The organism is Trinickia sp. Z7 (genome assembly GCF_056498045.1).
The window spans coordinates 413,539-432,600 of record NZ_JAUEQW010000002.1 but is presented as its reverse complement, the minus strand read 5'-3'; the positions used below and the strand labels follow the sequence as shown (position 1 = coordinate 432,600).

The 19,062-nt window shown below is 62.9% G+C and carries 19 protein-coding genes and 1 pseudogene; 9 read left to right on the top strand and 11 right to left on the bottom strand.

Features of this window, described 5'->3' with window-relative positions; all coding sequences use genetic code 11:
- Nucleotides 1-42 precede the first annotated feature (42 nt).
- Both QQS38_RS06030 and ald read right to left on the bottom strand, forming a co-directional pair.
- Complete coding sequence (locus QQS38_RS06030) at nt 43-387, bottom strand: oxidoreductase-like domain-containing protein (RefSeq protein ID WP_479644456.1); 345 nt, start codon at nt 385-387, stop codon at nt 43-45.
- A complete protein-coding gene (gene ald, locus QQS38_RS06025; protein WP_479644455.1) occupies nt 326-1,441 on the bottom strand; it encodes an alanine dehydrogenase in 1,116 nt (371 codons plus the stop codon). Before ald ends, QQS38_RS06030 begins: the two co-directional genes overlap by 62 nt.
- A 225-nt stretch (nt 1,442-1,666) precedes the next feature.
- Here ald and QQS38_RS06020 point away from each other — a divergent pair, with 225 nt between their 5' ends.
- Both QQS38_RS06020 and QQS38_RS06015 read left to right on the top strand, forming a co-directional pair.
- A complete protein-coding gene (locus QQS38_RS06020; RefSeq protein WP_479644454.1) occupies nt 1,667-2,575 on the top strand; it encodes a DnaJ C-terminal domain-containing protein in 909 nt (302 codons plus the stop codon).
- A 114-nt stretch (nt 2,576-2,689) separates the two neighbouring features.
- Nucleotides 2,690-3,127 (top strand): anti-sigma regulatory factor, encoded by a 438-nt coding sequence (locus QQS38_RS06015; protein WP_479644453.1) that lies wholly within the window; start codon nt 2,690-2,692, stop codon nt 3,125-3,127.
- Here QQS38_RS06015 and QQS38_RS06010 read toward each other — a convergent pair.
- The 6 genes from QQS38_RS06010 to QQS38_RS05985 form a co-directional block, all read right to left on the bottom strand.
- Nucleotides 3,124-4,485, bottom strand: a complete 1,362-nt coding sequence (locus QQS38_RS06010; RefSeq protein ID WP_479644452.1) for a PAS domain-containing protein — start codon at nt 4,483-4,485, stop codon at nt 3,124-3,126. The two genes, QQS38_RS06015 and QQS38_RS06010, sit on opposite strands and share 4 nt — an antisense overlap.
- Nucleotides 4,482-5,099: a SpoIIE family protein phosphatase gene (locus QQS38_RS06005; protein ID WP_479644451.1), complete on the bottom strand. Its 618-nt coding sequence runs from the start codon at nt 5,097-5,099 to the stop codon at nt 4,482-4,484. The genes QQS38_RS06010 and QQS38_RS06005 overlap by 4 nt, the downstream gene beginning before the upstream one ends.
- On the bottom strand, nt 5,096-5,497 hold the full coding sequence (locus QQS38_RS06000) for an anti-sigma regulatory factor (protein ID WP_479644450.1): 402 nt from the start codon (nt 5,495-5,497) through the stop codon (nt 5,096-5,098). Before QQS38_RS06000 ends, QQS38_RS06005 begins: the two co-directional genes overlap by 4 nt.
- Nucleotides 5,487-5,861, bottom strand: coding sequence for an STAS domain-containing protein (locus QQS38_RS05995; RefSeq protein ID WP_479644449.1), 375 nt, complete (start codon nt 5,859-5,861; stop codon nt 5,487-5,489). Before QQS38_RS05995 ends, QQS38_RS06000 begins: the two co-directional genes overlap by 11 nt.
- A gap of 4 nt (nt 5,862-5,865) precedes the next feature.
- Nucleotides 5,866-6,837 carry a protoglobin domain-containing protein gene (locus tag QQS38_RS05990; RefSeq protein ID WP_479644448.1) on the bottom strand — a complete coding sequence of 324 codons (972 nt, stop codon included), beginning with the start codon at nt 6,835-6,837 and terminating at the stop codon, nt 5,866-5,868.
- Between the two features lie 285 nt (nt 6,838-7,122).
- Complete coding sequence (locus QQS38_RS05985; protein WP_479644447.1) at nt 7,123-8,151, bottom strand: LacI family DNA-binding transcriptional regulator; 1,029 nt, start codon at nt 8,149-8,151, stop codon at nt 7,123-7,125.
- Between the two features lie 456 nt (nt 8,152-8,607).
- On the opposite strand from QQS38_RS05985, the gene QQS38_RS05980 reads away from it, so the two are divergent.
- From QQS38_RS05980 to ppk2, 6 genes are all read left to right on the top strand, one after another.
- Nucleotides 8,608-9,849: an ABC transporter substrate-binding protein gene (locus QQS38_RS05980; RefSeq protein ID WP_479644446.1), complete on the top strand. Its 1,242-nt coding sequence runs from the start codon at nt 8,608-8,610 to the stop codon at nt 9,847-9,849.
- Nucleotides 9,850-9,914: 65 nt separating this feature from the next.
- Complete coding sequence (locus QQS38_RS05975) at nt 9,915-10,832, top strand: carbohydrate ABC transporter permease (RefSeq protein WP_479644445.1); 918 nt, start codon at nt 9,915-9,917, stop codon at nt 10,830-10,832.
- Between the two features lie 10 nt (nt 10,833-10,842).
- Complete coding sequence (locus QQS38_RS05970; protein ID WP_479644444.1) at nt 10,843-11,694, top strand: carbohydrate ABC transporter permease; 852 nt, start codon at nt 10,843-10,845, stop codon at nt 11,692-11,694.
- Between the two features lie 57 nt (nt 11,695-11,751).
- The gene (locus tag QQS38_RS05965; RefSeq protein ID WP_479644443.1) at nt 11,752-13,716 is read left to right on the top strand and encodes a beta-galactosidase; all 1,965 of its coding nucleotides are present in this window, start codon (nt 11,752-11,754) and stop codon (nt 13,714-13,716) included.
- Nucleotides 13,717-13,719: 3 nt separating this feature from the next.
- Entirely contained in the window at nt 13,720-15,024 is a 1,305-nt protein-coding gene (locus tag QQS38_RS05960; protein WP_479644442.1) for an MFS transporter, read from the top strand.
- A gap of 339 nt (nt 15,025-15,363) precedes the next feature.
- Nucleotides 15,364-16,290 carry a polyphosphate kinase 2 gene (ppk2, locus tag QQS38_RS05955; RefSeq protein WP_479644441.1) on the top strand — a complete coding sequence of 309 codons (927 nt, stop codon included), beginning with the start codon at nt 15,364-15,366 and terminating at the stop codon, nt 16,288-16,290.
- Between the two features lie 164 nt (nt 16,291-16,454).
- On the opposite strand, the pseudogene QQS38_RS05950 reads toward ppk2, so the two are convergent.
- Both QQS38_RS05950 and QQS38_RS05945 read right to left on the bottom strand, forming a co-directional pair.
- Nucleotides 16,455-17,042: pseudogene (locus QQS38_RS05950) on the bottom strand (inorganic phosphate transporter); the annotation flags it as partial.
- A gap of 107 nt (nt 17,043-17,149) precedes the next feature.
- Entirely contained in the window at nt 17,150-17,617 is a 468-nt protein-coding gene (locus tag QQS38_RS05945) for an Lrp/AsnC family transcriptional regulator (protein ID WP_479644440.1), read from the bottom strand.
- A 140-nt stretch (nt 17,618-17,757) separates the two neighbouring features.
- Between QQS38_RS05945 and QQS38_RS05940 the strand changes: the two genes are divergently transcribed.
- Nucleotides 17,758-18,399, top strand: coding sequence for a LysE family translocator (locus QQS38_RS05940; RefSeq protein ID WP_479644439.1), 642 nt, complete (start codon nt 17,758-17,760; stop codon nt 18,397-18,399).
- Here the strand turns inward: QQS38_RS05940 and QQS38_RS05935 are convergent.
- The gene (locus QQS38_RS05935) at nt 18,392-19,018 is read right to left on the bottom strand and encodes a TetR/AcrR family transcriptional regulator (RefSeq protein ID WP_479644438.1); all 627 of its coding nucleotides are present in this window, start codon (nt 19,016-19,018) and stop codon (nt 18,392-18,394) included. The genes QQS38_RS05940 and QQS38_RS05935 overlap by 8 nt on opposite strands.
- Between the last annotated feature and the right edge of the window lie 44 nt (nt 19,019-19,062).

Below are 19,062 nucleotides of genomic sequence, written 5' to 3'. Positions count from 1 at the left end.
GGGCCGCAAGCCGGGAAGTCGAAGAGGGTGTGCGTGCCCTTGTCAGCGAGCTTTGCGCCGCATGGCCCGACGCTCTTCCCAAAGGGCGAGCGCGGCTTCGTACCGATCCAGCGCTTCTTCGTAGAGCTCGAACACGCAGGGCGAGCAGCCGCTATGGCAGCAATCGTCTTGCGTCGGCCGCTTCGGCGGGGTGGGACGCGGATCGTCCGACGATCGATCTCGGGCAGGGGCTTTCGGCACGATGTGCAAGGCGTGAAATGGAGCGCCCGGTTCGATGGCGAACGCTCCCGCGGATGGGTTCCGTTGTGCCGGGTGCGTCCCTACCTTAGGCGAGCAAGTCGTCCGCGCTGACGTAGGGCCGCCCGAGCGCCTGCGCCACGGCCTCATGCGTGACTTGGCCCTCGCAGACGTTCAGCCCCGCTCGCAGGTGCTCGTCCTCGGCCATCGCTCGTTTCCATCCCTTGTTGGCGAGCGCGAGCGCATGTCCTAACGTGGCGTTGGTCAGCGCGAAGGTGGACGTGCGCGCCACGGCGCCCGGCATGTTGGCGACGCAATAGTGAATCACGCCGTCCACGACATAAGTGGGATCCGCATGGGTCGTAGCGTGCGACGTCTCGAAGCACCCTCCTTGGTCGATGGCCACATCGACGACGACCGCGCCCTTCTTCATGGTCGAAATCATGCCGCGGGTGACGAGCTTCGGCGCCGTCGCGCCTGGAATCAACACCGCGCCGATCACCGCGTCGGCGCTGGCGATGCATCGCTCGAGCGAGTTGGCGCTGGAAAACTGCGTCGTAATGCGGTTGCCGAAGATCAGATCGAGCTGACGCAGGCGATCGACGTTCGTGTCGAGAATCGTGACGCGCGCACCAATACCGATCGCCATCTGCAGCGCATTCGTACCGACCGTGCCGCCGCCGATGATGACGACGTGGCCCGGCGCGACGCCGGGGACGCCCGCGAGCAGCAAGCCCATGCCGCCATGCGGCTTCTCCAGATGCGCCGCAGCAACCTGAATCGACATGCGTCCCGCCACTTCGCTCATGGGCGCGAGCAAGGGCAAGCCGCCACCGGGGCCGGTAATCGTCTCGTAGGCGACGCACACGGCGCCCGATTCGAGCAGGTCGGTGGCCTGTTCGCGATCGGGCGCGAGGTGCAGATAGGCGTAAAGGATCTGTCCTTGGCGCAGCATCGCTCTTTCGACGGCTTGCGGCTCTTTGACCTTGATGATCATATCGGCGCGTGCGTAGACTTCTTGTGCGTCGCCGCATATGGAGGCGCCTGCCGCCGTGTATGCGTCGTCGGGCAAGCCGACGGCCAAACCGGCATCTGCTTGAACGATGACTTCGTGCCCGCGGCCTACGAGTTCTCGTGTCCCGGCCGGGGTAAGGCCCACCCGGTACTCTTGGTTTTTGATCTCCTTGGGAACGCCGATCAGCATGATGCACCTCCTCCTGGTATGGAATCGATCGATCGCATTGTCAGCCCGGGCTCGTGGCTCGGGATGACGACATAGTACGCCGTTGCTTCGGCCCTCGAACCGAGCCGCGCGCTATCGGCCGCTGCGCCGCGCGCGATCGCGCGTGGGACGCAAGACCGGACACTGCCGGGGAAGTCGCCGCTTCTTGCTAGACTTACGCATCTTGAAATGCATCGGGGAGAGCGCGTGAGCCTCGACCAATATTACAGGCGGCTCGAGCTGCCGAGTACGGCGTCGCCCGTGGAGATCAAGCGCGCCTACCGGCGGCTCAGGGCGAAGTACCACCCGGACCGCAACAAGGGCCGGGAAGCGAGCGTCGAGCCCGTATTCAAGCGTATCCAGGAAGCGTTCGAAATTCTGATCGGCGAGCGCAAGGCGCCGGTGTCCAGCGCCCATCCCAGCCCGCCACCGGCGCGAGAGAACGAAAGGGATGCCTCGCCGCCGGAACCGCGCAGCCGAGCGCCGATGCGCGGCGCAGATTGCATGGCGGAACTGTTCGTGCCGCTCGAAGCCGCTATCCACGGGGGCGAGGTGGAGGCGACCTACATGACGAAGGGACCGTGCTTGCACTGTCAAGGGCACGCCAGCCATCGTTGTCCGCTCTGTCGCGGCGCGCGCGTCGCGGCCCAGCGCAAGATGCGAACGGTGAAGATTTCACCCGGGGCATGGGATGGCCAGCGTTACGTCGTCGAAGGCGGCGGTTATGCCGGGGCGTACGGCGGTGCGCCGGGCGACGCGATTTTCTCCGTCGTGATCGTATGCAGCGCTGCGTTCAGGCGCGACGGTTTGAATATCGCCTGCGACATCGAGGTCGACTTCGTCACGGCGGTGCTCGGCGGCGTCGTGGAAGCACAGGTGCTGGGCCGTGCGTTGCAGGTGAACATTGCGCCGAACGCTCGACCTGGCAGCGCCGTTCGTTTGCGCGGCCAAGGCCTCACGGATCGCAAAGGCGTGCGCGGCGACTTGACGCTGCACCTGGCGCTCGTCATGCCGGCGCAGGCGGATCATCTGACGGACGACGAGCGGCAACGGTTGCGCGAGATGTTTGCGGCGGCGCGCACGCGCGCTATGCGGGCTGTCTCGGGATCGCAATGAGCGCGGCATATGGCGCAAAGCGCCGGGCGATCGTCTACGATACTGATTCGATTCCCAGGAGCGATAGCTCATGGCCTCTCGCAACAGGCTGCAACCTCTACGATCGAACGTGAGATGAACGAGCGGCGCGCAATCGGCGAACGCGTCGACGTGTTCGTGAGCGAACCTTCGGACGTGGACTGGGCGCGCCAGCGCGTGCGCGATTTGGCCGCGAGAGAAGGATTCAGCGAGGAAAAAGCGGTAGCGCTGGCTACCGCCGTGTCCGAAATCGCGCGAAACATGGTCGTGCATGCCGGACGAGGCGAGCTTTGCTTTCGTCCGCTTGCCGACGGGCAACGGCGCGGCATCGAAGTCGTGGCGCGCGATCAAGGCCCGGGCATCGCCGATATCGCGCTGGCGATGCAAGACGGGTACTCGACCAAGGGAAGCCTTGGATTGGGCCTATCCGGCGCGCAACGCTTGGTCGACGAGTTCGAAATCGAGTCGGCGCCCGGCCGCGGCGTAACGATCACGCTCATCCAATGGGATAAAACCGATCCGGCCGACGATTAAGGCGCGGGCTTCGCTTCGATCGACGCGAGCAGCAAGAGGGCGGTGAGCGCGAATCCTTTGCCGGGTGCGGTGCTGATGCGGATCTCGCCGCCGAGCAATGCGGCGCGCTCGCGCATGCCGAGCAGCCCGAACGAATGGCGCCCCTTCGCGCCTTGCTGCGCGGCCCCGCGACCGTTATCCACGATACGCACGATGCAGTGCGGATCGACGCGCTCGATATCCAATACGACTTCGGTCGCGCCCGAGTGACGCGCGACGTTCGTCAGCGCTTCCTGCACCATGCGAAACATGTCGATTCTGCATTCGCGATTGAATGAGATCGCGTCGGCATCGAGATGCCGGATCACGCGAATGCCGTAGCGCGCGGAAAACTCGTCGACCAGGCTCTCGATCGCCGGAATCAATCCCAGATCGTCCAGGATGACCGGATGCAAGTCCGCCGCGATATGCCGCACCGATTGCACGAGGTTGTCGATCATCGCATAGAGGCCGTTCAACGCGCGCTGATCGGTTCGGGCGCGACCATTCTCTCCGGGGTGTTCCAACAACGAGGTGGCCATTTTGAGCGCGGTCAGCTGCTGCCCCAGATCGTCATGGAGCTCCCGCGCGATTCGTGCTTTCTCTTGCTCGCGTACCTGCTGGATATGCGCCGACAGGCGGCGCATTTCTTCCTGCGACGTGCGCAGCGCTTCTTCGTCACGCTTGCGGTCGGTGACATCCAGGATCCAGCCGACCATGCGATAGGGCGTGCCCGATGCGTTCCATAGCGCCTGGCCGCGCGAATGCACCCAGCGCACTTCACCCGATTTGGCGATGACCCGATACTCGATATCGTAAGCGACCCGATCTTCCAGGTGGGACTTCATTCTTTGCGCGACACGATCCCGGTCGCCGGTATGAATGGCGTCGAAATGCGCCTCGCGTTTGTTGGGCAACTCGCCATCCTCGTACCCCATGATTCGCTTGAACTGCGGCGAGAAATAGATCTCGTCCGTTTGCGGATTCCAGTCCCACAATCCGGCCATCGCGCCGCTCACGGCAAGATGAAATCGTTCCTCGCTGGCGGTCAATGCGGCGCGATAGCCTTCTATGGAGAGCTCGAACGGCGCGAGCAACTCGTTGAAAAACGCCGTCGCTGCGTCGAGCAGATGTCCGCGGTCGGCGGGCGTGGCAGGCAGCACCACCGTGTCGAGCGCGGTCCGATGCAATTCGGCGATGTCGAGCAGCCCCAGCCCGTCGGCCATCGCCTGCCGGCCGAGTTCATAGGCGTGAGCGAGCCCCGTCTCGCTTGCTGCCTCCAAGTACGAGCGAAGGCCGGAAAGATACGCGGCGCTCAGCGCCCCGAGGCGCGTGGTCATGGACCAGCCCCGAGATAGCGCGCGACCAACACGTGTGCGTCGTCGGTGCCTTTCGCATATCGGACCAGGATCGATTCGGCGATTTCCTGAGGGGTGAATTGCGTCACGATGCCGGTGCTGAAGGTGCTTCGAATGCCGTCGGTCGCCATGACGAGCAGGTCGCCGCTCGACACCTCATGCCGCGTCGCGCGCAGCGGCGGCAAGCGATAACCCACGACGCCGCCGCGCGTCGAAATGGCTTCGCGGCTTTGCGCCGATCTCGCCGCGCGGATCAGGACGCCGTCGACATTGCCGACGCCGGTCCAGGTCATCGACGCGTCCCTCGCATCGAACCATGCAACGGTCATCGCCGCGCCGCGCGTTTTGCGCATCGCTTCATGGCATTGCTGCACGAGCAGCACGACCGATGCACCGTCGTGCGCCTCGAGAACGGGAATCGCTGCGCGCACGGCCGTGGCCGCTTCGACGCCGTGCCCCAAACCGTCGAGCAGCGCCACCAGCGCGCCGTCTTCGTGCTCGACGACCGCATGCATGTCGCCGGACGGCTCCTCCAGTGCGCGGCCGGCCCAGCCCCATTCGATGATCGACGCTGGCGAGGCGGCGGGATCGATCATCGCAGCCACCTTTTCATTTTGACGGTCGTGCCCTTGCCGACGACCGACGTCAGCGCGAACTCGTCCATGATTCGCTTCGTGCCCGGTAGCCCCACCCCCAGACTTTTCGCCGTGGAGTAGCCGTCGCGCATCGCGAGTTCGATATCGGCGATGCCGGGCCCTTCGTCCTCGGCGACGATGGAGATGCCCACGCGCACGCCGTCGTCGATCCGGCACATTACGATTTCGCCGCGGCGCGCATAGCTGATGATGTTGCGCGCGATCTCCGAAATGGCCAGCGCGATGATGGTGCGGTCCGTGTTCGAGAAGCCGATTTCGGCGCCCAATTCGCGGCCTTTTTGGCGCGCGATGACGACGTCTTCCTCGCGCTCGATCGGCACGCGAATTTCAGCCGGCATGGCCCAGGCTCCTGCGCGCGGTTTTGCCTAGGAAGTCGAGGCCTTCTTCGAGATCGAGCGCCGTCGCAATGCCCTCCAGCGACAGCCCGAGCTGCACCATGGCGAAGGCGACTTCGGGCTGGATGCCGACGACGACCGTGGTAGCGCCGCGCAGCTTGGCGACATAGGCGATGCCGCGCAAGGTGCGCGTGGCGAACGAATCGAGCACGTCGAGCGCCGTTACGTCGATGATCACGCCGCGGGTGCGAAAGCGGCCGATCTTCTCGGCGAAATTCTCGCGCAGTTCGATGAGGTCTTGATCCGTGAGGGCCGACTGAATCGACGCGATCAGTACGTCGCCTTGCTTGAGAATAGGAACGGACACGGTATCAATTCACTCCATTGACGCGCGCGTCGATCGGTTCCCCTTGCGTGACGCGATAGCCTAGATTGCGCTCGGCCACTTCGATGCCGCCTTGCAGGTCGCTTACGGCATCGAGGCCGCCCAATTCGATGCCCAGCGACACGAGCGACTGGGCCACGGGCGCCGAGATGCCGCTCACGATGACTCGCGCGCCCATGAGGCGGGCGGCAGTCACGGTTTGCAGGATATGGTTGGCGACGCGCGAGTCGATCGTGGCGACACCCGTTACATCCATGACGACCACTTTGGCGCGGTTCGCTCGAATCGATTCCAGCAGGTTCTCGGTGATGAGGCGCGCACGGTAGGTATCGATCACACCGATGATCGGCAACAGCAACAGACGGTCGCGCAGTTGCAACACGGGCGTCGAAAGTTCTCTGATGGCCTCCTGCTGCTGGCGAATGACGCGCTCGCGTTGCGCCACGAGCACATCGACGATGAGGCCGATATCGAAAAAGACCACTTTCTGCAACGACATGAAGGCTTCGAATGCGTCAGGGGGCGACAAATCGGCATGCTGCATGATGTCCGAGCCGATCTGCTTGACCAGAGCCAGGAAGGCGCCCAAGAACGTGCGGTTGTCGAGGCCGGCAGCCGCATACAGCAAGCCGAGCTCGATGCGCTGCTCGACGTATTGAGTGTCGTATTCGCCCGAGGCTAGCGCCCGCAGGTGATCGAGCTTGAGGCGCCTCGCTCGATCGAACAGCGCGGTGTTGTGAAGCAACGGACGGGCCTCGGCGAAGCTGGCGAGGGAATCGAAGAACGTGGCGCAATAATCGTCGGCCCTGCGCAGAACGAGGTCTTTGATCGTGGCTATCCGCGCCAGATCGGCCGCCGCAAGGCCGACGATCTCCCTGCGGCGCTCGATTGCCCCGCTGTTCAACCCCATTTGGTGCATCAATGCGAGCGACTCACGTTGCTCAAACTGCTCTGCCATGCGCGCCTCCTCGGTTGCGGTCCAGCGGATATTGCTTGCCGCTGAACGTCGAATTCGGGAAATACGACACGGCAGCCCGGCGTCGGTCAGCGTGTCGGCAGTTCATTGCGGCCCGCCACCAGGGCTGGACCGCTTTCGCGTTGCTGAAAATCGTTTGTGTTATCGCGGCAATGACTGTGTCTCGCGCGGCGACGTTTCGTCGAACCGGGTAAAAACCAATATGTGAACCATCAGGTATTCGAAGTATAGCCAGGGTTGAAGAACTGGCAAGCGTCGGCGCGAACGTCATGCGCGGCGCCGCCGCGACGGCGCGCGGCCCGTCGACGCCCGTACGATCAGTTCGGGCGAGCGAACGACATAGATGTCCTGGGCCGGCGCACCGCCTTCGATCATTTCCAACGTGAGGGCGATCGAGCGCGCGGCGATTTCGGCGGTCGGCAGCCGGACGGTCGTCAATGCGGGGCGAAACTGATGCGCGAGCTCGATGTCGGTGAGCCCGATGACCGATATGTCGTCGGGCACGCGTTTGCCGAGATCGGCCGCCGCCTGCATGGCGCCGATCGCCATCAGGTCGTTCGTCGCGAAGATGCAAGTGAGCGCGGGTTTCTCGCGCAGCAGGCCGATTGCGGCTTCATATCCGCTTTCGATCGAGTCGCGCGCTTGAACCACGGCGAGTGCTTTATCCGCATGACCTTGGGCCGCGAGCGCGCTTGCGAAGCCGTCGAGACGGATCGTTTGCGGGCCGCCCGAACCCGCTCCGACGAGTGCGCCGAACTTGCGATGCCCGAGCGACGAAAGATGTGTCGCGGCGAGCGCGCCTGCGGCCGCGAAGTCGATCGTGACGCAGGGCAGGGCACGCGACGGCTGCACGTGCTCCCACATGCACAAGACGACGGCGATGCCTCTGCTCGCAATCTCCGTCAGTTCGCGCTCGCTCAGGTCGGTGTTCATGACGATGACGCCCGAGGCGAGCGAGCCTGCGATTTGCTCCAGATACGCGCGCGTGATGGCCGGGTCGTCGTCGGTGTTGCACACGAGCAGGAAGTGGCCGCGCTTGCGCGCCTCGCGCTCCGCGGCGAGCACGAACTCCGGGTAAAATGGGTTCGTGATATTGGAGAGCATCAACGCGAGCGTGGACGTGCGACCTCGCGCGAGCGCGCGCGCCGTCAAGTTGGGTCGATAGCCCAATTCGCGGATGGCTGCCATGACGCGTTCGACGGTCTCCGGTTTCACCTTTTGAGGGTTGCGCAACACGTTCGAAACCGTTGCACCCGTGACCTTCGCGCGTCGCGCGACTTCGGCAAGCGTGACCACTCGTCGTCTCCCCGGCTTCATTGCCTTTGCACGGGCGCATCGAGGCGCCCGGTGATGGTTTGTTCAAATGCTGAGATGGGTGCCCAAAAGTTGCACAACCGAACCCGCTCGCGCTAAGTTCCATTTCACGACGATCGCGACGACAGCGGTCATGCCATTGGAGACGACATGGTACGAGCAACGAGGTGTTTTGGCGACAGGAATTTAAGCGCTTAAATTGCCGGATGCCTTGCGCGCATCCCGCTCGATGGCCGTTTCCCGGAAGCGAGGTCGGTGTGCATCACGGCTTCGACCCGGCGATCGGCAAGCATTCTATGTGTCCCATAGCGCATGGCATCTGTTCGACGAACGAGGCGCGGCGATCGCGTTCCACCGGGCGGACGTTGCGGCTGCGTATACCACCGTGCAGTAGACCGGCATTACGCCGATACCAAAGACCGACAGAAGGAGACATTCATGAAACTACAGGTTCGTACGCTCGCGCTGGCTTGCCTGACCTGCGCGACGCTTGCCGCGGCATCGACGGCGTGGGCGGGCACGTTGAACGTTACGGTCTCGGCGCGCGGTAATCAGCGCGCCACTTGGCAAAACGCGTTCGATCAGTTCAAGAAGGCCAATCCCGATGTGGACCTGAAGGTGAGCTACGTCGGCGAGGAAGCTTATAAGGTGCAATTGTCGGGTTGGCTCGCGACCGATCCGCCCGATATGCTGAGCTGGCACAACGGCGAGCGCATGGCCTATTTCGCCAAGCGCGGCTTGCTGGAGGATTTGACGAGCGATTGGCAAAAGAACGGGTGGAATCGGGCCTACGCCTCGGTGAAGTCGTCGTCGACCTATGCGGGTAAGCAATACAGTTTGCCGCTGGGTACCGATGCATACGGGTTCTTCTACCGTAAAGATCTATTTCAGAAGGCCGGAATTGCTACCGAGCCCACCACGTGGGCGCAATTCTTGAACGACTGCAAGAAGCTGAAGGCCGCCGGTATCGCACCGATCGCCGTGCCCGCACGCGATGCTTGGACGTTGGCCGCTTGGTTCGACTATCTCGACTTGCGCGTCAACGGCTACGACTTTCATCAGCAACTCATGGCGGGTGATGTCGCTTACACCGATCCGCGCGTGAAGCATGTCTACGAGGCGTGGAAGACGCTGATCGACGACAAGTACTTCATCGATAACGCGCTGTCATACGACGTCGATTCGATCAGCCCGCTGCTCGTGAATGGCCAAGCGGCCATGATGTTGATGGGCACGTTCTTCTCGGCCGGTTTGCCCGCGGCAACGCGCAATGACATGGGTTACTTCCGCTTTCCGATCGTCGATGCGTCGGTTCCGGTGGCCGAGGATGGGCCCGTCAATGTTCTGATCGTGCCGGCCAAGGCGAAAAACAAGGCCGACGCACGGCGTCTGCTGGCTTTCATGGGCACCGCGCAAATCAATGGCGAGCTCGCGAAAGGATGGGGCCAATTGCCGTCGAACAACGAGGCGGCCGAACCGCAGGATCCGATTTCGAAGGTTGGCTTCAAGACGCTGTCGGGCACGACGGGCGGCATTGCGCAGTTTTACGATCGAGACATGACCAAGGAGATGGCCGACGAAGGGATGAAAGCCATGCAGCAGTTCTTCTCCGATCCGACGCAGCTCGACGCGATCCTGCAGCGCTTGGAAGCGACGCGTAAGCGCATCTACAAGAAGTAGCCGCATCGGGCGTGAGGGCGATGCCGTCGGCTCGCCCTCCGCGATTCACGTCGGAGTTTGAATCAATGTCGATATCCGTTACCCAACGTGGACTGCAGCGGCCCCCGCGCCCGGCGGCGAAAAACCCGCTGTCGCTCAGCCGCCGGCGCACGCGTGCGGCGCTCCTGTTCTTGCTGCCGGGGCTCGCGCTTTTCACCGTCTTCGTGGTCTACCCGATCGGGAGCAGCATTTGGCTCAGCTTCCATCATTGGGACGGGATGACTGCGAAGACGTTTGCCGGCCTCGGCAATTACCGCGAGCTATTCGGGTCCGATACGTTCTACGTCGCGCTGAAGAACAATTTGCTGTGGCTCGTGCTGTTTTTGCTTGCGCCGCCATTGGGGCTCGCGCTGGCGCTGTACTCGAACCAGAGCGTGTTCGGCATTCGGCTCGTGAAGTCGCTCTTTTTTGCCCCATTCGTATTGCCGGGCGTCGTGGTGGGGCTCGTGTTCTCGTGGTTTTACGATCCCACGTTCGGTTTGCTCAAGCTGATCGTGGGCCACGGCGTTCCGGTGCTGGGCGATCCTCGCTACGTCACGTACGGGATCATTTTCGCCGCGCTATGGCCGCAGATTCCTTTCTGCATGATTCTCTATTTGACGGGGCTCACGGGCATCAATCCCGAGATCGTCGAAGCTGCGCGAATGGAAGGCGCGCGCGGCTTCGCGTTGCTGTGGCACGTGATCTTGCCGCAACTGCGGCCCGCCACGTTCATGGCCGTCGTGCTGACCGTCATCGGGGCACTGCGCAGCTTCGACCTCATTTCCGTGATGAGCGGGGGTGGCCCGTTCGATAGCTCGACCGTGCTGGCCTATTTCATGTACGACCAGGCAATCAAGTATTACCGCGAAGGCTATTCGGCTGCGATTGCCGTCGTGCTGTTCGCGATCATGCTCGTTTATATCGTGTGGCAGCTACGCCGGCTCGTGCATACGCAATCGTAAGGAGTCCCCGATGTACCCGATGCCCGTTCAGCGGTGGCGCCCCCTCCCGCGGCTACTCTATCGTTTGTCGTTGCCGGTCGCGCTCGCGCTTTGGCTGGTGCCGTTGCTGGCCGTGCTCGTGACTTCCGTGCGTTCGAGCGATGAGCTCTTGACCGGCGACTACTGGGGCTGGCCGAAGCATTTCGCGTTGCTGGAGAACTACGGCACGGCGCTCACGCAAACACCCATGCTCCACTACTTCTGGAACAGTTGCCTGATTACGCTCCCCGCCGTGGCGATTGCCATCTTCCTTGCTTCGATGGCGGGGCACGCGCTGGCCAACTATCGGTTCCGCGGCAACGCGGCGCTGCTCGGTCTCTTCGTAGCGGGCAACTTCGTGCCGATTCAAATCTTGATGATTCCGGTGCGCGAGTTGATGGCGGGGCTGAACCTCTACAACACGGTTTGGGCGCTGATCATTTTTCACGCGGCCTTCCAAACCGGATTTTGCGCGCTGTTCCTGCACAACTTCATCCGCGAGCTGCCGTATGAATTGATCGAGGCGGCTCGCATCGAGGGCGCGAGCGAGTGGGCGATCTATTGGCGGGTCGTCTTGCCGCTCGTGAGGCCCGCGCTGGCCGCGCTGGCGATTCTCGTCTTCACGTTCGTTTGGAACGACTACTTCTGGGCCTTGTGCCTCACGCAGGGCGACGATGCCGCGCCGATCACGGTAGGCGTGGCGGCGCTCAAGGGCCAGTGGACGACAGCTTGGAATCTCGTGTCGGCAGGCTCCGTTCTGGCGGCGTTGCCGTCGATCGCCATGTTCTTCGCCATGCAAAAACACTTCGTCGCCGGGTTGACCTTTGGCGCCACGAAGGGTTGACGCTGGCCCGATGGATAACGTTCGTCTTCTGCCCTGATCGAATCGAGGAAACTTTCAATGCATCTCGGCGTTTGCTATTACCCGGAACATTGGCCTGAAAACAAGTGGGAAAGCGATGCGCGGCGTATGGCCGCGATGGGCATCACGCGCGTGCGCATCGCGGAATTCGCCTGGTCTCGCATGGAGCCCGAGCCGGGGCGTTACGATTGGGAATGGCTCGACGCCGCCATTGCGACCCTTTCGCGCCATGGGCTCGAGGTCGTGCTCGGCACACCGACGGCTTCGCCGCCCAAGTGGCTCGTCGATGCGCACCCCGCGATTTTGCCGGTGGCGCACGACGGCAGCGTGCTGCAGTTCGGCTCGCGGCGCCACTACGATATTTCGAGCCCGGTCTACCGGGAACATTGCGCGCGCATCGTCGAGGCCATGGTGCGCCGATATGGTAATGACCCGGCCGTCGTCGCTTGGCAGACCGACAACGAACTCGGCTGCCACGATACATTGCCCACATACACGCAGGCCGCATTGCAGCGCTTTCGGCAGTGGCTTGGAAAGCGCTATGAAACGATCGGCGCGCTCAACGCGTCATGGGGCAATGTGTTTTGGAGCATGGAATACCGTAGCTTCGATGAAATCGAACTGCCCCACCGCACGCCTACCGACGCCAACCCCGCCCATGTGCTCGACTTTCGGCGCTTTCAATCGGACGAAGTGGCGAGCTTTCATGCATTGCAGGCCGAGTTGATCCGGCGTCATGCGCCGGGGCGCGATGTGCTGCACAACTTCATGGGCTTTTATGCCGCGTTCGATCATTACGCGTTCGCGCGAGGCCCGCTCGACGTCGCCGGCTGGGATAGCTATCCGGTGCCCCGAACGGAAGTGCTTCCGCTTCCCGAAGCGCAGAAACATCGTTGGGCGCGTACGGGGCACCCCGATGTATCGGCGTTCAGCCACGATCTCTACCGCGGTGTCGGCAAGGGGCGGATGTGGGTGATGGAGCAGCAGGCGGGGCCGGTCAATTGGGCGCCGTTCAACCCGGTGCCGCAGCCCGGCATCGTGCGGCTCTGGACGTGGGAAGCGTTCGCGCACGGCGCGGAACTCGTCTCGTACTTCCGCTGGCGCCAGTGTCCTTTTGCGCAAGAGCAAATGCATTCGGGCCTGAACACGCCCGACGATGCGCTATCGCCGGGCGGGCGCGAGGCCTCGCAAGTGGGGCGCGAGTTGCGCGATCTTGCGTTGCCCACCGGCGACTTGCGCTGCGAGCGGGCGCCGGTGGCATTGCTGTTCGACTATGAAGCCGAGTGGGTGATCGAGACGCAACGGCATGGCGTGGACATCGACTATCAGCACATCGTGTTCGAATGGTATAGCGCATTGCGTGCGCTGGGGCTCGATGTCGATATCGTGTCGGCGCGCGCAGAGCTCGGCGAGTACGAGCTCGTCGTTGCGCCCACGTTGCCGATTCTGCCGCCGGGCGTGGTCGAGCAGATCGAGCGCGGATGCGGTCACTGGGTATTCGGGCCGCGCACCGGGTCGAAGTCAGCGGCTTTTACGATTCCTTCGCCATTGCCCCCGGGCGAACTACAGCGCGTTTTGCCGGCGCGCGTCGTCGCGGTGGAATCGCTGCGGCCGTCGATCCGGCCGGGGCTTCGGTTCGAAGGGGTAGACGGCTGCGCGTTACGCTGGCGCGATCACGTGGAGGCGGGCGGGGCGACGGAAACGCTCGCTCGTTTCGACGACGGCCTGCCCGCCGTGTTGCGATGCCAACGTGTCACGTATGTGGTGGCGTGTTTCGACCAAGCTTTGCTGCACGCGGTCATGGCCCATTGCGTTCGAGCCGCAGGTATCCGAGCGACGCCGATGCCGGAGGGCTTGCGGCTGCGCAGGCGCGGGCCCTTGCGCGTAGCGATCAACTACGGCGATCGACCGCAGGCGGTAGCCGCACCCGCTCGTGCGAAGTTCGTGTTGGGCGGCCCGCTAGTCGGCCCGGTCGATGTGGCCGCTTGGATCGAAGAAGACTGAGCGGTGCGCGCTCGGCTGCTTCGTCTCGTCGGAATCGAGCACTTCGTGCCGCTTGCAGCGGCAACGTTGATGCTCGGCGTGGCATTGTCGTTCACGGCGCCGTACCTCTCGCTGTTCGGCGTGGAGCAGGCCGGAATGTCGCCGCTGCGGCTCGGAGCATTCATGACGCTTGTCTCGGCGAGCGGGGTATTCGCCAGCACGGCGGTGGGACGATGGTCCGACCGAACCGGGCGCATTCGCGCCCCTCTGGTCGCGTCGCTCGTGATCGCGGCGCTTGGTTATGTGGCCTTGGGCTTTTTGCGGGGCTATACGGAGTTGATGCTGGCGGGCGCCATATTGGTGGGTCCCGGCGCGGCATCGCTATCGCAGATATTTTCGTTCGGCCGCGCCGTGTTGCGCACCGGCGATCCGGCGCATGAGGAATTTGCATCGGCGGCGCTGAGGACGCTGCTATCCGTCGCCTGGGTGTTCGGGCCCGCGGTCGGTGCGTTGATCTTGGCGCAAGCCGGTTTCGCCGGTCTCTTCGCGTTCGCGGCAGCGAGTTTCGCCGCAAGCGCGGTGATTGCGCTGCGCATGACCGAAAAGCGATCCGACGCGAACGAGTGTCCGAAGTCGCGCGACGAAAACTCGGAAGAAGATGAGGTCGAGGACGAGGGCGGCTGTGCAGCGTCCGAGGAAGGCATCGTTGCCGCTACGATCGCCGCCGATCGCATCGCGTCGCATGCACCGGTGGCCGCGAGCGAGCGTGCAATGACTTACCGCGTGCTCTTGGCGCTCACGTTGGTTGGGTTAGACGCCAATGCAACGATGATCCTGCTGCCGCTTTATCTCGTGCACGCTTTGCACGGCACGCGCTTGACGGTGTCGGCGGCGCTCGGCGCGGGGGCTTTGCTCGAGATCCCAATGATGCTGTGGCTCGGGACGATGTCGTCGAGGTTGCGCAAACCGCTTTGGCTGACGGCTGGCGCCGCGGTCCATGCGGCGTACTTCATTGCGCTGGCGATGGTAACTCAGCCCCTGGCGGTCGTGCCGCTGCAAAGTCTATCGGCGGCGGTGGTTGCGATCACGTCTTGTCTGGGCATGCTCTATGTGCAAGAGCTCATGCCCGGCGAAATGGGGGTTGCGACGGCGCTTTTCTTCAACGCGTCGCGTGTAGGGGCGATTCTATCGGGCGTATTGTCGGGCATGATCATCGGTGCGTTTGGTTATCGTGTGGCGTTTTTACTGTGTGCTGGACTTGCTGTCTGCGCGTTCGCGCTGCTGGGATTCGACGCAACGATAGGCAAACGCCGCGTGCGGCGCGCGTGATGTTGCCGCCCCTCGGGTCGTCGATGCGGCTTTACAATTTAAGCGATTAAATTCGAGCGCGGCCCCAATGCCAAAATGAGCGACGAAAAGGACTGCCACAGGTTGATTCGACGCGTGGGCTCGCTCCCGAAACATCGAGGTCAGGTACCAAAGGCGTTCGAGGATGCAAAATACGTCGCGTGTGTCCGCTATGTGATGGGGGCTGCGGGGCAGCCGACGCAGCGAAACCACAGTCGTAATATGGCTGACACGGCGAGCCTCGGATAATGCGTGATTGCATGGCAGCTCGCTTGCTCATGTGCATGGGCAAGATCGCCCATAAGGTGAGGGAGAACAGGGATGAACAAGCAGGACCGCGAAACCGACGCCGAACTCCTAGTGGAGCGGCAGCGGCGCTTCGAGGAGGAACTCGTCGATGCCTACGACGAAGAACTCGAAATGGAAGTGGACGACCGCATCTTGGATGGCTCCGATGCGTTCACGCCCGAGGCGCGCGCTTTGCGCAGGCATTACTTTCGCGAACTCTTTCGCCTGCAGGGCGAGCTCGTGAAGTTGCAGGATTGGATCGTCGCGACAGGGCACCGCCTCGTCGTCATTTTCGAAGGGCGGGACGCAGCGGGCAAAGGCGGTGCGATAAAACGCATCACGCAACGGTTGAACCCGCGTGTCTGCCGGGTTGCGGCGCTGCCCGCGCCGAACAACCGCGAACGCACGCAATGGTATTTCCAACGCTACGTTGCGCACCTTCCGGCCGGAGGGGAAATGGTGTTGTTCGACCGCAGTTGGTATAACCGCGCGGGCGTCGAACGTGTCATGGGCTTTTGCAGCGATGAGGAGTACGAAGAATTTTTCCGCGCCGTGCCAGAATTCGAAAAGATGCTCGTACGAAGCGGCATACAAATCGTCAAGTATTGGTTCTCGATCACCGACGAAGCGCAGGAAATCCGCTTTCAAGCGCGCATTCGCGATCCGCTCAAGCAGTGGAAGCTGAGCCCGATGGATCTCGAAAGCCGCCGCCGGTGGGAAGCGTATACGCAAGCGAAGGAAGTGATGTTGCAGCGCTCGCACCACCCGGACGCGCCGTGGTGGGTCGTGCAGGCAGTCGACAAAAAGCGGGCGCGATTGAACTGCATTCACCATCTCTTGAACCAAGTGCCTTACCGCGAAGTCGAGCACCCAACCATTGCCTTGCCTGAGCGCGTTCACAACGAAGACTATATCCGTCAGCCGGTGCCGGACGAGATGATCGTGCCCGAGCTTTATTGAGCGCGCGGCCGCGATTGCCACCGCCGCGGCCAGGGGCTATGCCACCGCCGCGGCGAGGTGTCGTCACATGAGGTGCCGCAGCAGCCAATAAAGCGCGCCGGACAAGACGATGGAGGCGGGCAGCGTGAGCACCCATGCAAGCACGAGGCTGCGCACGGTGTTCCAAGCATGCCCGAGAGCAGGAAGCCTACGATCGGCGAGAACAATAGCGACTTGCCGACGCCAAGCGCCTGGCTCCAGTCCACGCCGCTCGTTGCGGATGGACCATGCAGCAACTGGTTCATCAGCCCCACGCCGATGATCGAGCCTACCAGCGTATGCGAGCTGGACGACGGCGGGCCGAAGTACCACGTGCCGGTATTCCAGACGATGGCCGCGATGAGCAGCGCGAACACCATCGCGAAGCCGGCGTCGCTTCCGACTTGCAGAATCAATTCGACGGGAAGCAGTTGCAAGATGCCGAACGCGACCGCCCCAGTCGAAGTCAAGACGCCAAGAAAATTCCAAGTTCCGGACCAGATAACGGCGGGAATCGGGGCGAGCGAGTGGGTGTAGATGACGGTTGCAACTGCGTTGGCCGTGTCATGAAAGCCATTGACGAACTCGAAGCCGAGTGCGACGAGCAGCGCTAGTGCGAGTAGATGGGTCGTGCAATACGCGATGCCCGTGGCGATCGCAAGCAGGAACACGATGAGACCGATTCCGCGGCGCGTTGCGGAGACGGGCGTGTGCGGGTACGAAAGCTCCGGCATGCGTGTTTCTCCGTCGTGGTCGCGGAGAAACAATGCTGCCGGCCGGGCATGTCGATCTGATGACGAAAAGAGGGATCGAGGTGACCGGGCCGGGGCGGAAACGACACTTAGCGCTTGCCGGTCCTGCCCTTTGCATGGACAGGCGGCCGCTGCAAGGCGCGAGCGGGGAGCGGCGTCGACATGATGATCGAGGTGCGCGTCTCGCCGTACAAGTTGATTTGCCCGATCAACCGCTCCAAATCGGCCATGCTGACCGCGACCAAACGCATGATGTACGAATCCGCGCCCGTTACGTGGTGGCACTCGATCACTTCGGGGATCGCTTCCAGCAACTTCAGGAATCTCGCTTTACCGGGCTGCTGGACGGTGATGGCGATCAGCGCCGCGACCACGTATCCCGCCGCGGCGGGATTGACGCGCGCAGCATAGCCCTCGATTACGCCGCCTTCCTCGAGACGCTTCACGCGCTCGGTCACGGCAGGCACCGACAACTGCACCCCGCGCGCCAGATCGGTGTAGGTCATTCGCCCGTTGTCCTGTAGCAGCGACAGTATCTTCCAGTCCGATTCGTCCATGGCCGTTATCTTTAAGGTGAAGCGCCCATTCTCCCTTAAAAACTCTCTGTTGCGGAAATCGTGCTCGGCCTACGATAACGGTTCGATTACGAGAAGCAATAATTTATTCGATTCGCGCGATCCACAACGGGAAGATATCCATGTTGTTCATCAAATCGATCACGATCGGACTTTCAATCGCCGCACCGGTCGGCCCCATCGGCATGCTATGCATCCAGCGCAGCCTCAGCCGAGGTTTTCGTTCCGGCTTTGCAACCGGAATGGGCGCGGCCTGCGCCGATGGGATTTACGGGCTGCTCGGCGCGCTCGGCATAGCGGGGCTGGCGGCGACCGTGCCCGCATTGAGCGTCGCCCTGAAGATCGGCGGCGGAGCGTTTCTGATTTGGCTCGCGTGGGCCATTGCGCGCGAGAAGCCGGCCGCAACGGCGATCGCGCCCGAAGCGGCACGCACCGGTGCAAGCCGCGATTTCTTGACGACGTTCGGCTTGACGTTGTCCAACCCCATGACGATTCTCTCGTTCATCGGCATCTTTGCCGCGCTCGGCCCGCTAACGGGCGATGACAGCACGCGCGGCGGTGCGCCGTGGTTGACGGTGATACCGATGGTGAGCGGGGTGTTCATCGGCTCGGCAGCCTGGTGGCTGTGCTTGAGCGGGGCGACTTCGGCGTTGGGTAAGCGCATGCCGGTGTCGTTCGTTCATGGCGTTGCACGGCTATCGGCCATCGTCATCGCCGTGTTCGGCGCCGTTCAACTGGTGACTGGTCTGCGCAGCATCATTTAGCCGCCGCATAGTGCGAGAGAAACATGTCGGCGGTAGCTTCGGCTACCTTCTTCTGCTCTCGTTTGCCGAGCTGTGGCTGCCCCATCGTTACCTGTGGCCAGAACGCGAACGCCTTTACCATGCCCTGCAACTGTTGCGCGGCGAACAACGGCTCCCGCGTCCTTAGACGGCCATCGGCCGCGGCGGCACGCACCCAGGCAGTCAAATCCTCTTCGCGCTCGCCGATGCGCGCCACCATATCGCGCGCTCGATCGGGGCAATGGATACCCTCGGCGATCGCGACGCGGGCGAGCGACAGAAATGCCTCATCGTTCAGAAGACTCAGCTTGCGCATGAGCAGGTCGAGCAACTGCGGCCGCAACGGCTCTTGCGCGCGATAGGCTGGTGGTGCATCGCCCGTTCGGCTCGAATCCCACAACTGCCGCAAGATCGCCGCGAACAGCACCTCCTTGCTCGGGAAATGGTTGTAGACCGTGCGCTTCGAGACGCCAGCGCGCGCGGCGATGCTATCCATGCTGGTCGCCTCATACCCGGCGGCTCGGAACGCTTCGATCGCCGCATCGAGGATGGCGGCGCGTTTGCGATCGGTTAGACGGAGGCTGTCAGCGGGCGAACTCATGACGAGATTTTACACCAAGTAGTTTACTTTTTGCGGCGATGAAC

What these genes read in the sequence shown, in the direction of transcription:
- QQS38_RS06030 (WP_479644456.1), bottom strand. Translation starts at nt 387, where the DNA reads ATGAGGCCGTGGCGCAGGCGCTCGGGCGGCCCTACGTCAGCGCGGACG.
- ald (WP_479644455.1), bottom strand. Translation starts at nt 1,441, where the DNA reads ATGCTGATCGGCGTTCCCAAGGAGATCAAAAACCAAGAGTACCGGGTG.
- QQS38_RS06015 (WP_479644453.1), top strand. Translation starts at nt 2,690, where the DNA reads ATGAACGAGCGGCGCGCAATCGGCGAACGCGTCGACGTGTTCGTGAGC.
- QQS38_RS06010 (WP_479644452.1), bottom strand. Translation starts at nt 4,485, where the DNA reads ATGACCACGCGCCTCGGGGCGCTGAGCGCCGCGTATCTTTCCGGCCTT.
- QQS38_RS06005 (WP_479644451.1), bottom strand. Translation starts at nt 5,099, where the DNA reads ATGATCGATCCCGCCGCCTCGCCAGCGTCGATCATCGAATGGGGCTGG.
- QQS38_RS06000 (WP_479644450.1), bottom strand. Translation starts at nt 5,497, where the DNA reads ATGCCGGCTGAAATTCGCGTGCCGATCGAGCGCGAGGAAGACGTCGTC.
- QQS38_RS05990 (WP_479644448.1), bottom strand. Translation starts at nt 6,837, where the DNA reads ATGGCAGAGCAGTTTGAGCAACGTGAGTCGCTCGCATTGATGCACCAA.
- QQS38_RS05980 (WP_479644446.1), top strand. Translation starts at nt 8,608, where the DNA reads ATGAAACTACAGGTTCGTACGCTCGCGCTGGCTTGCCTGACCTGCGCG.
- QQS38_RS05975 (WP_479644445.1), top strand. Translation starts at nt 9,915, where the DNA reads ATGTCGATATCCGTTACCCAACGTGGACTGCAGCGGCCCCCGCGCCCG.
- QQS38_RS05970 (WP_479644444.1), top strand. Translation starts at nt 10,843, where the DNA reads ATGTACCCGATGCCCGTTCAGCGGTGGCGCCCCCTCCCGCGGCTACTC.
- QQS38_RS05965 (WP_479644443.1), top strand. Translation starts at nt 11,752, where the DNA reads ATGCATCTCGGCGTTTGCTATTACCCGGAACATTGGCCTGAAAACAAG.
- ppk2 (WP_479644441.1), top strand. Translation starts at nt 15,364, where the DNA reads ATGAACAAGCAGGACCGCGAAACCGACGCCGAACTCCTAGTGGAGCGG.
- QQS38_RS05945 (WP_479644440.1), bottom strand. Translation starts at nt 17,617, where the DNA reads ATGGACGAATCGGACTGGAAGATACTGTCGCTGCTACAGGACAACGGG.
- QQS38_RS05940 (WP_479644439.1), top strand. Translation starts at nt 17,758, where the DNA reads ATGTTGTTCATCAAATCGATCACGATCGGACTTTCAATCGCCGCACCG.
- QQS38_RS05935 (WP_479644438.1), bottom strand. Translation starts at nt 19,018, where the DNA reads ATGAGTTCGCCCGCTGACAGCCTCCGTCTAACCGATCGCAAACGCGCC.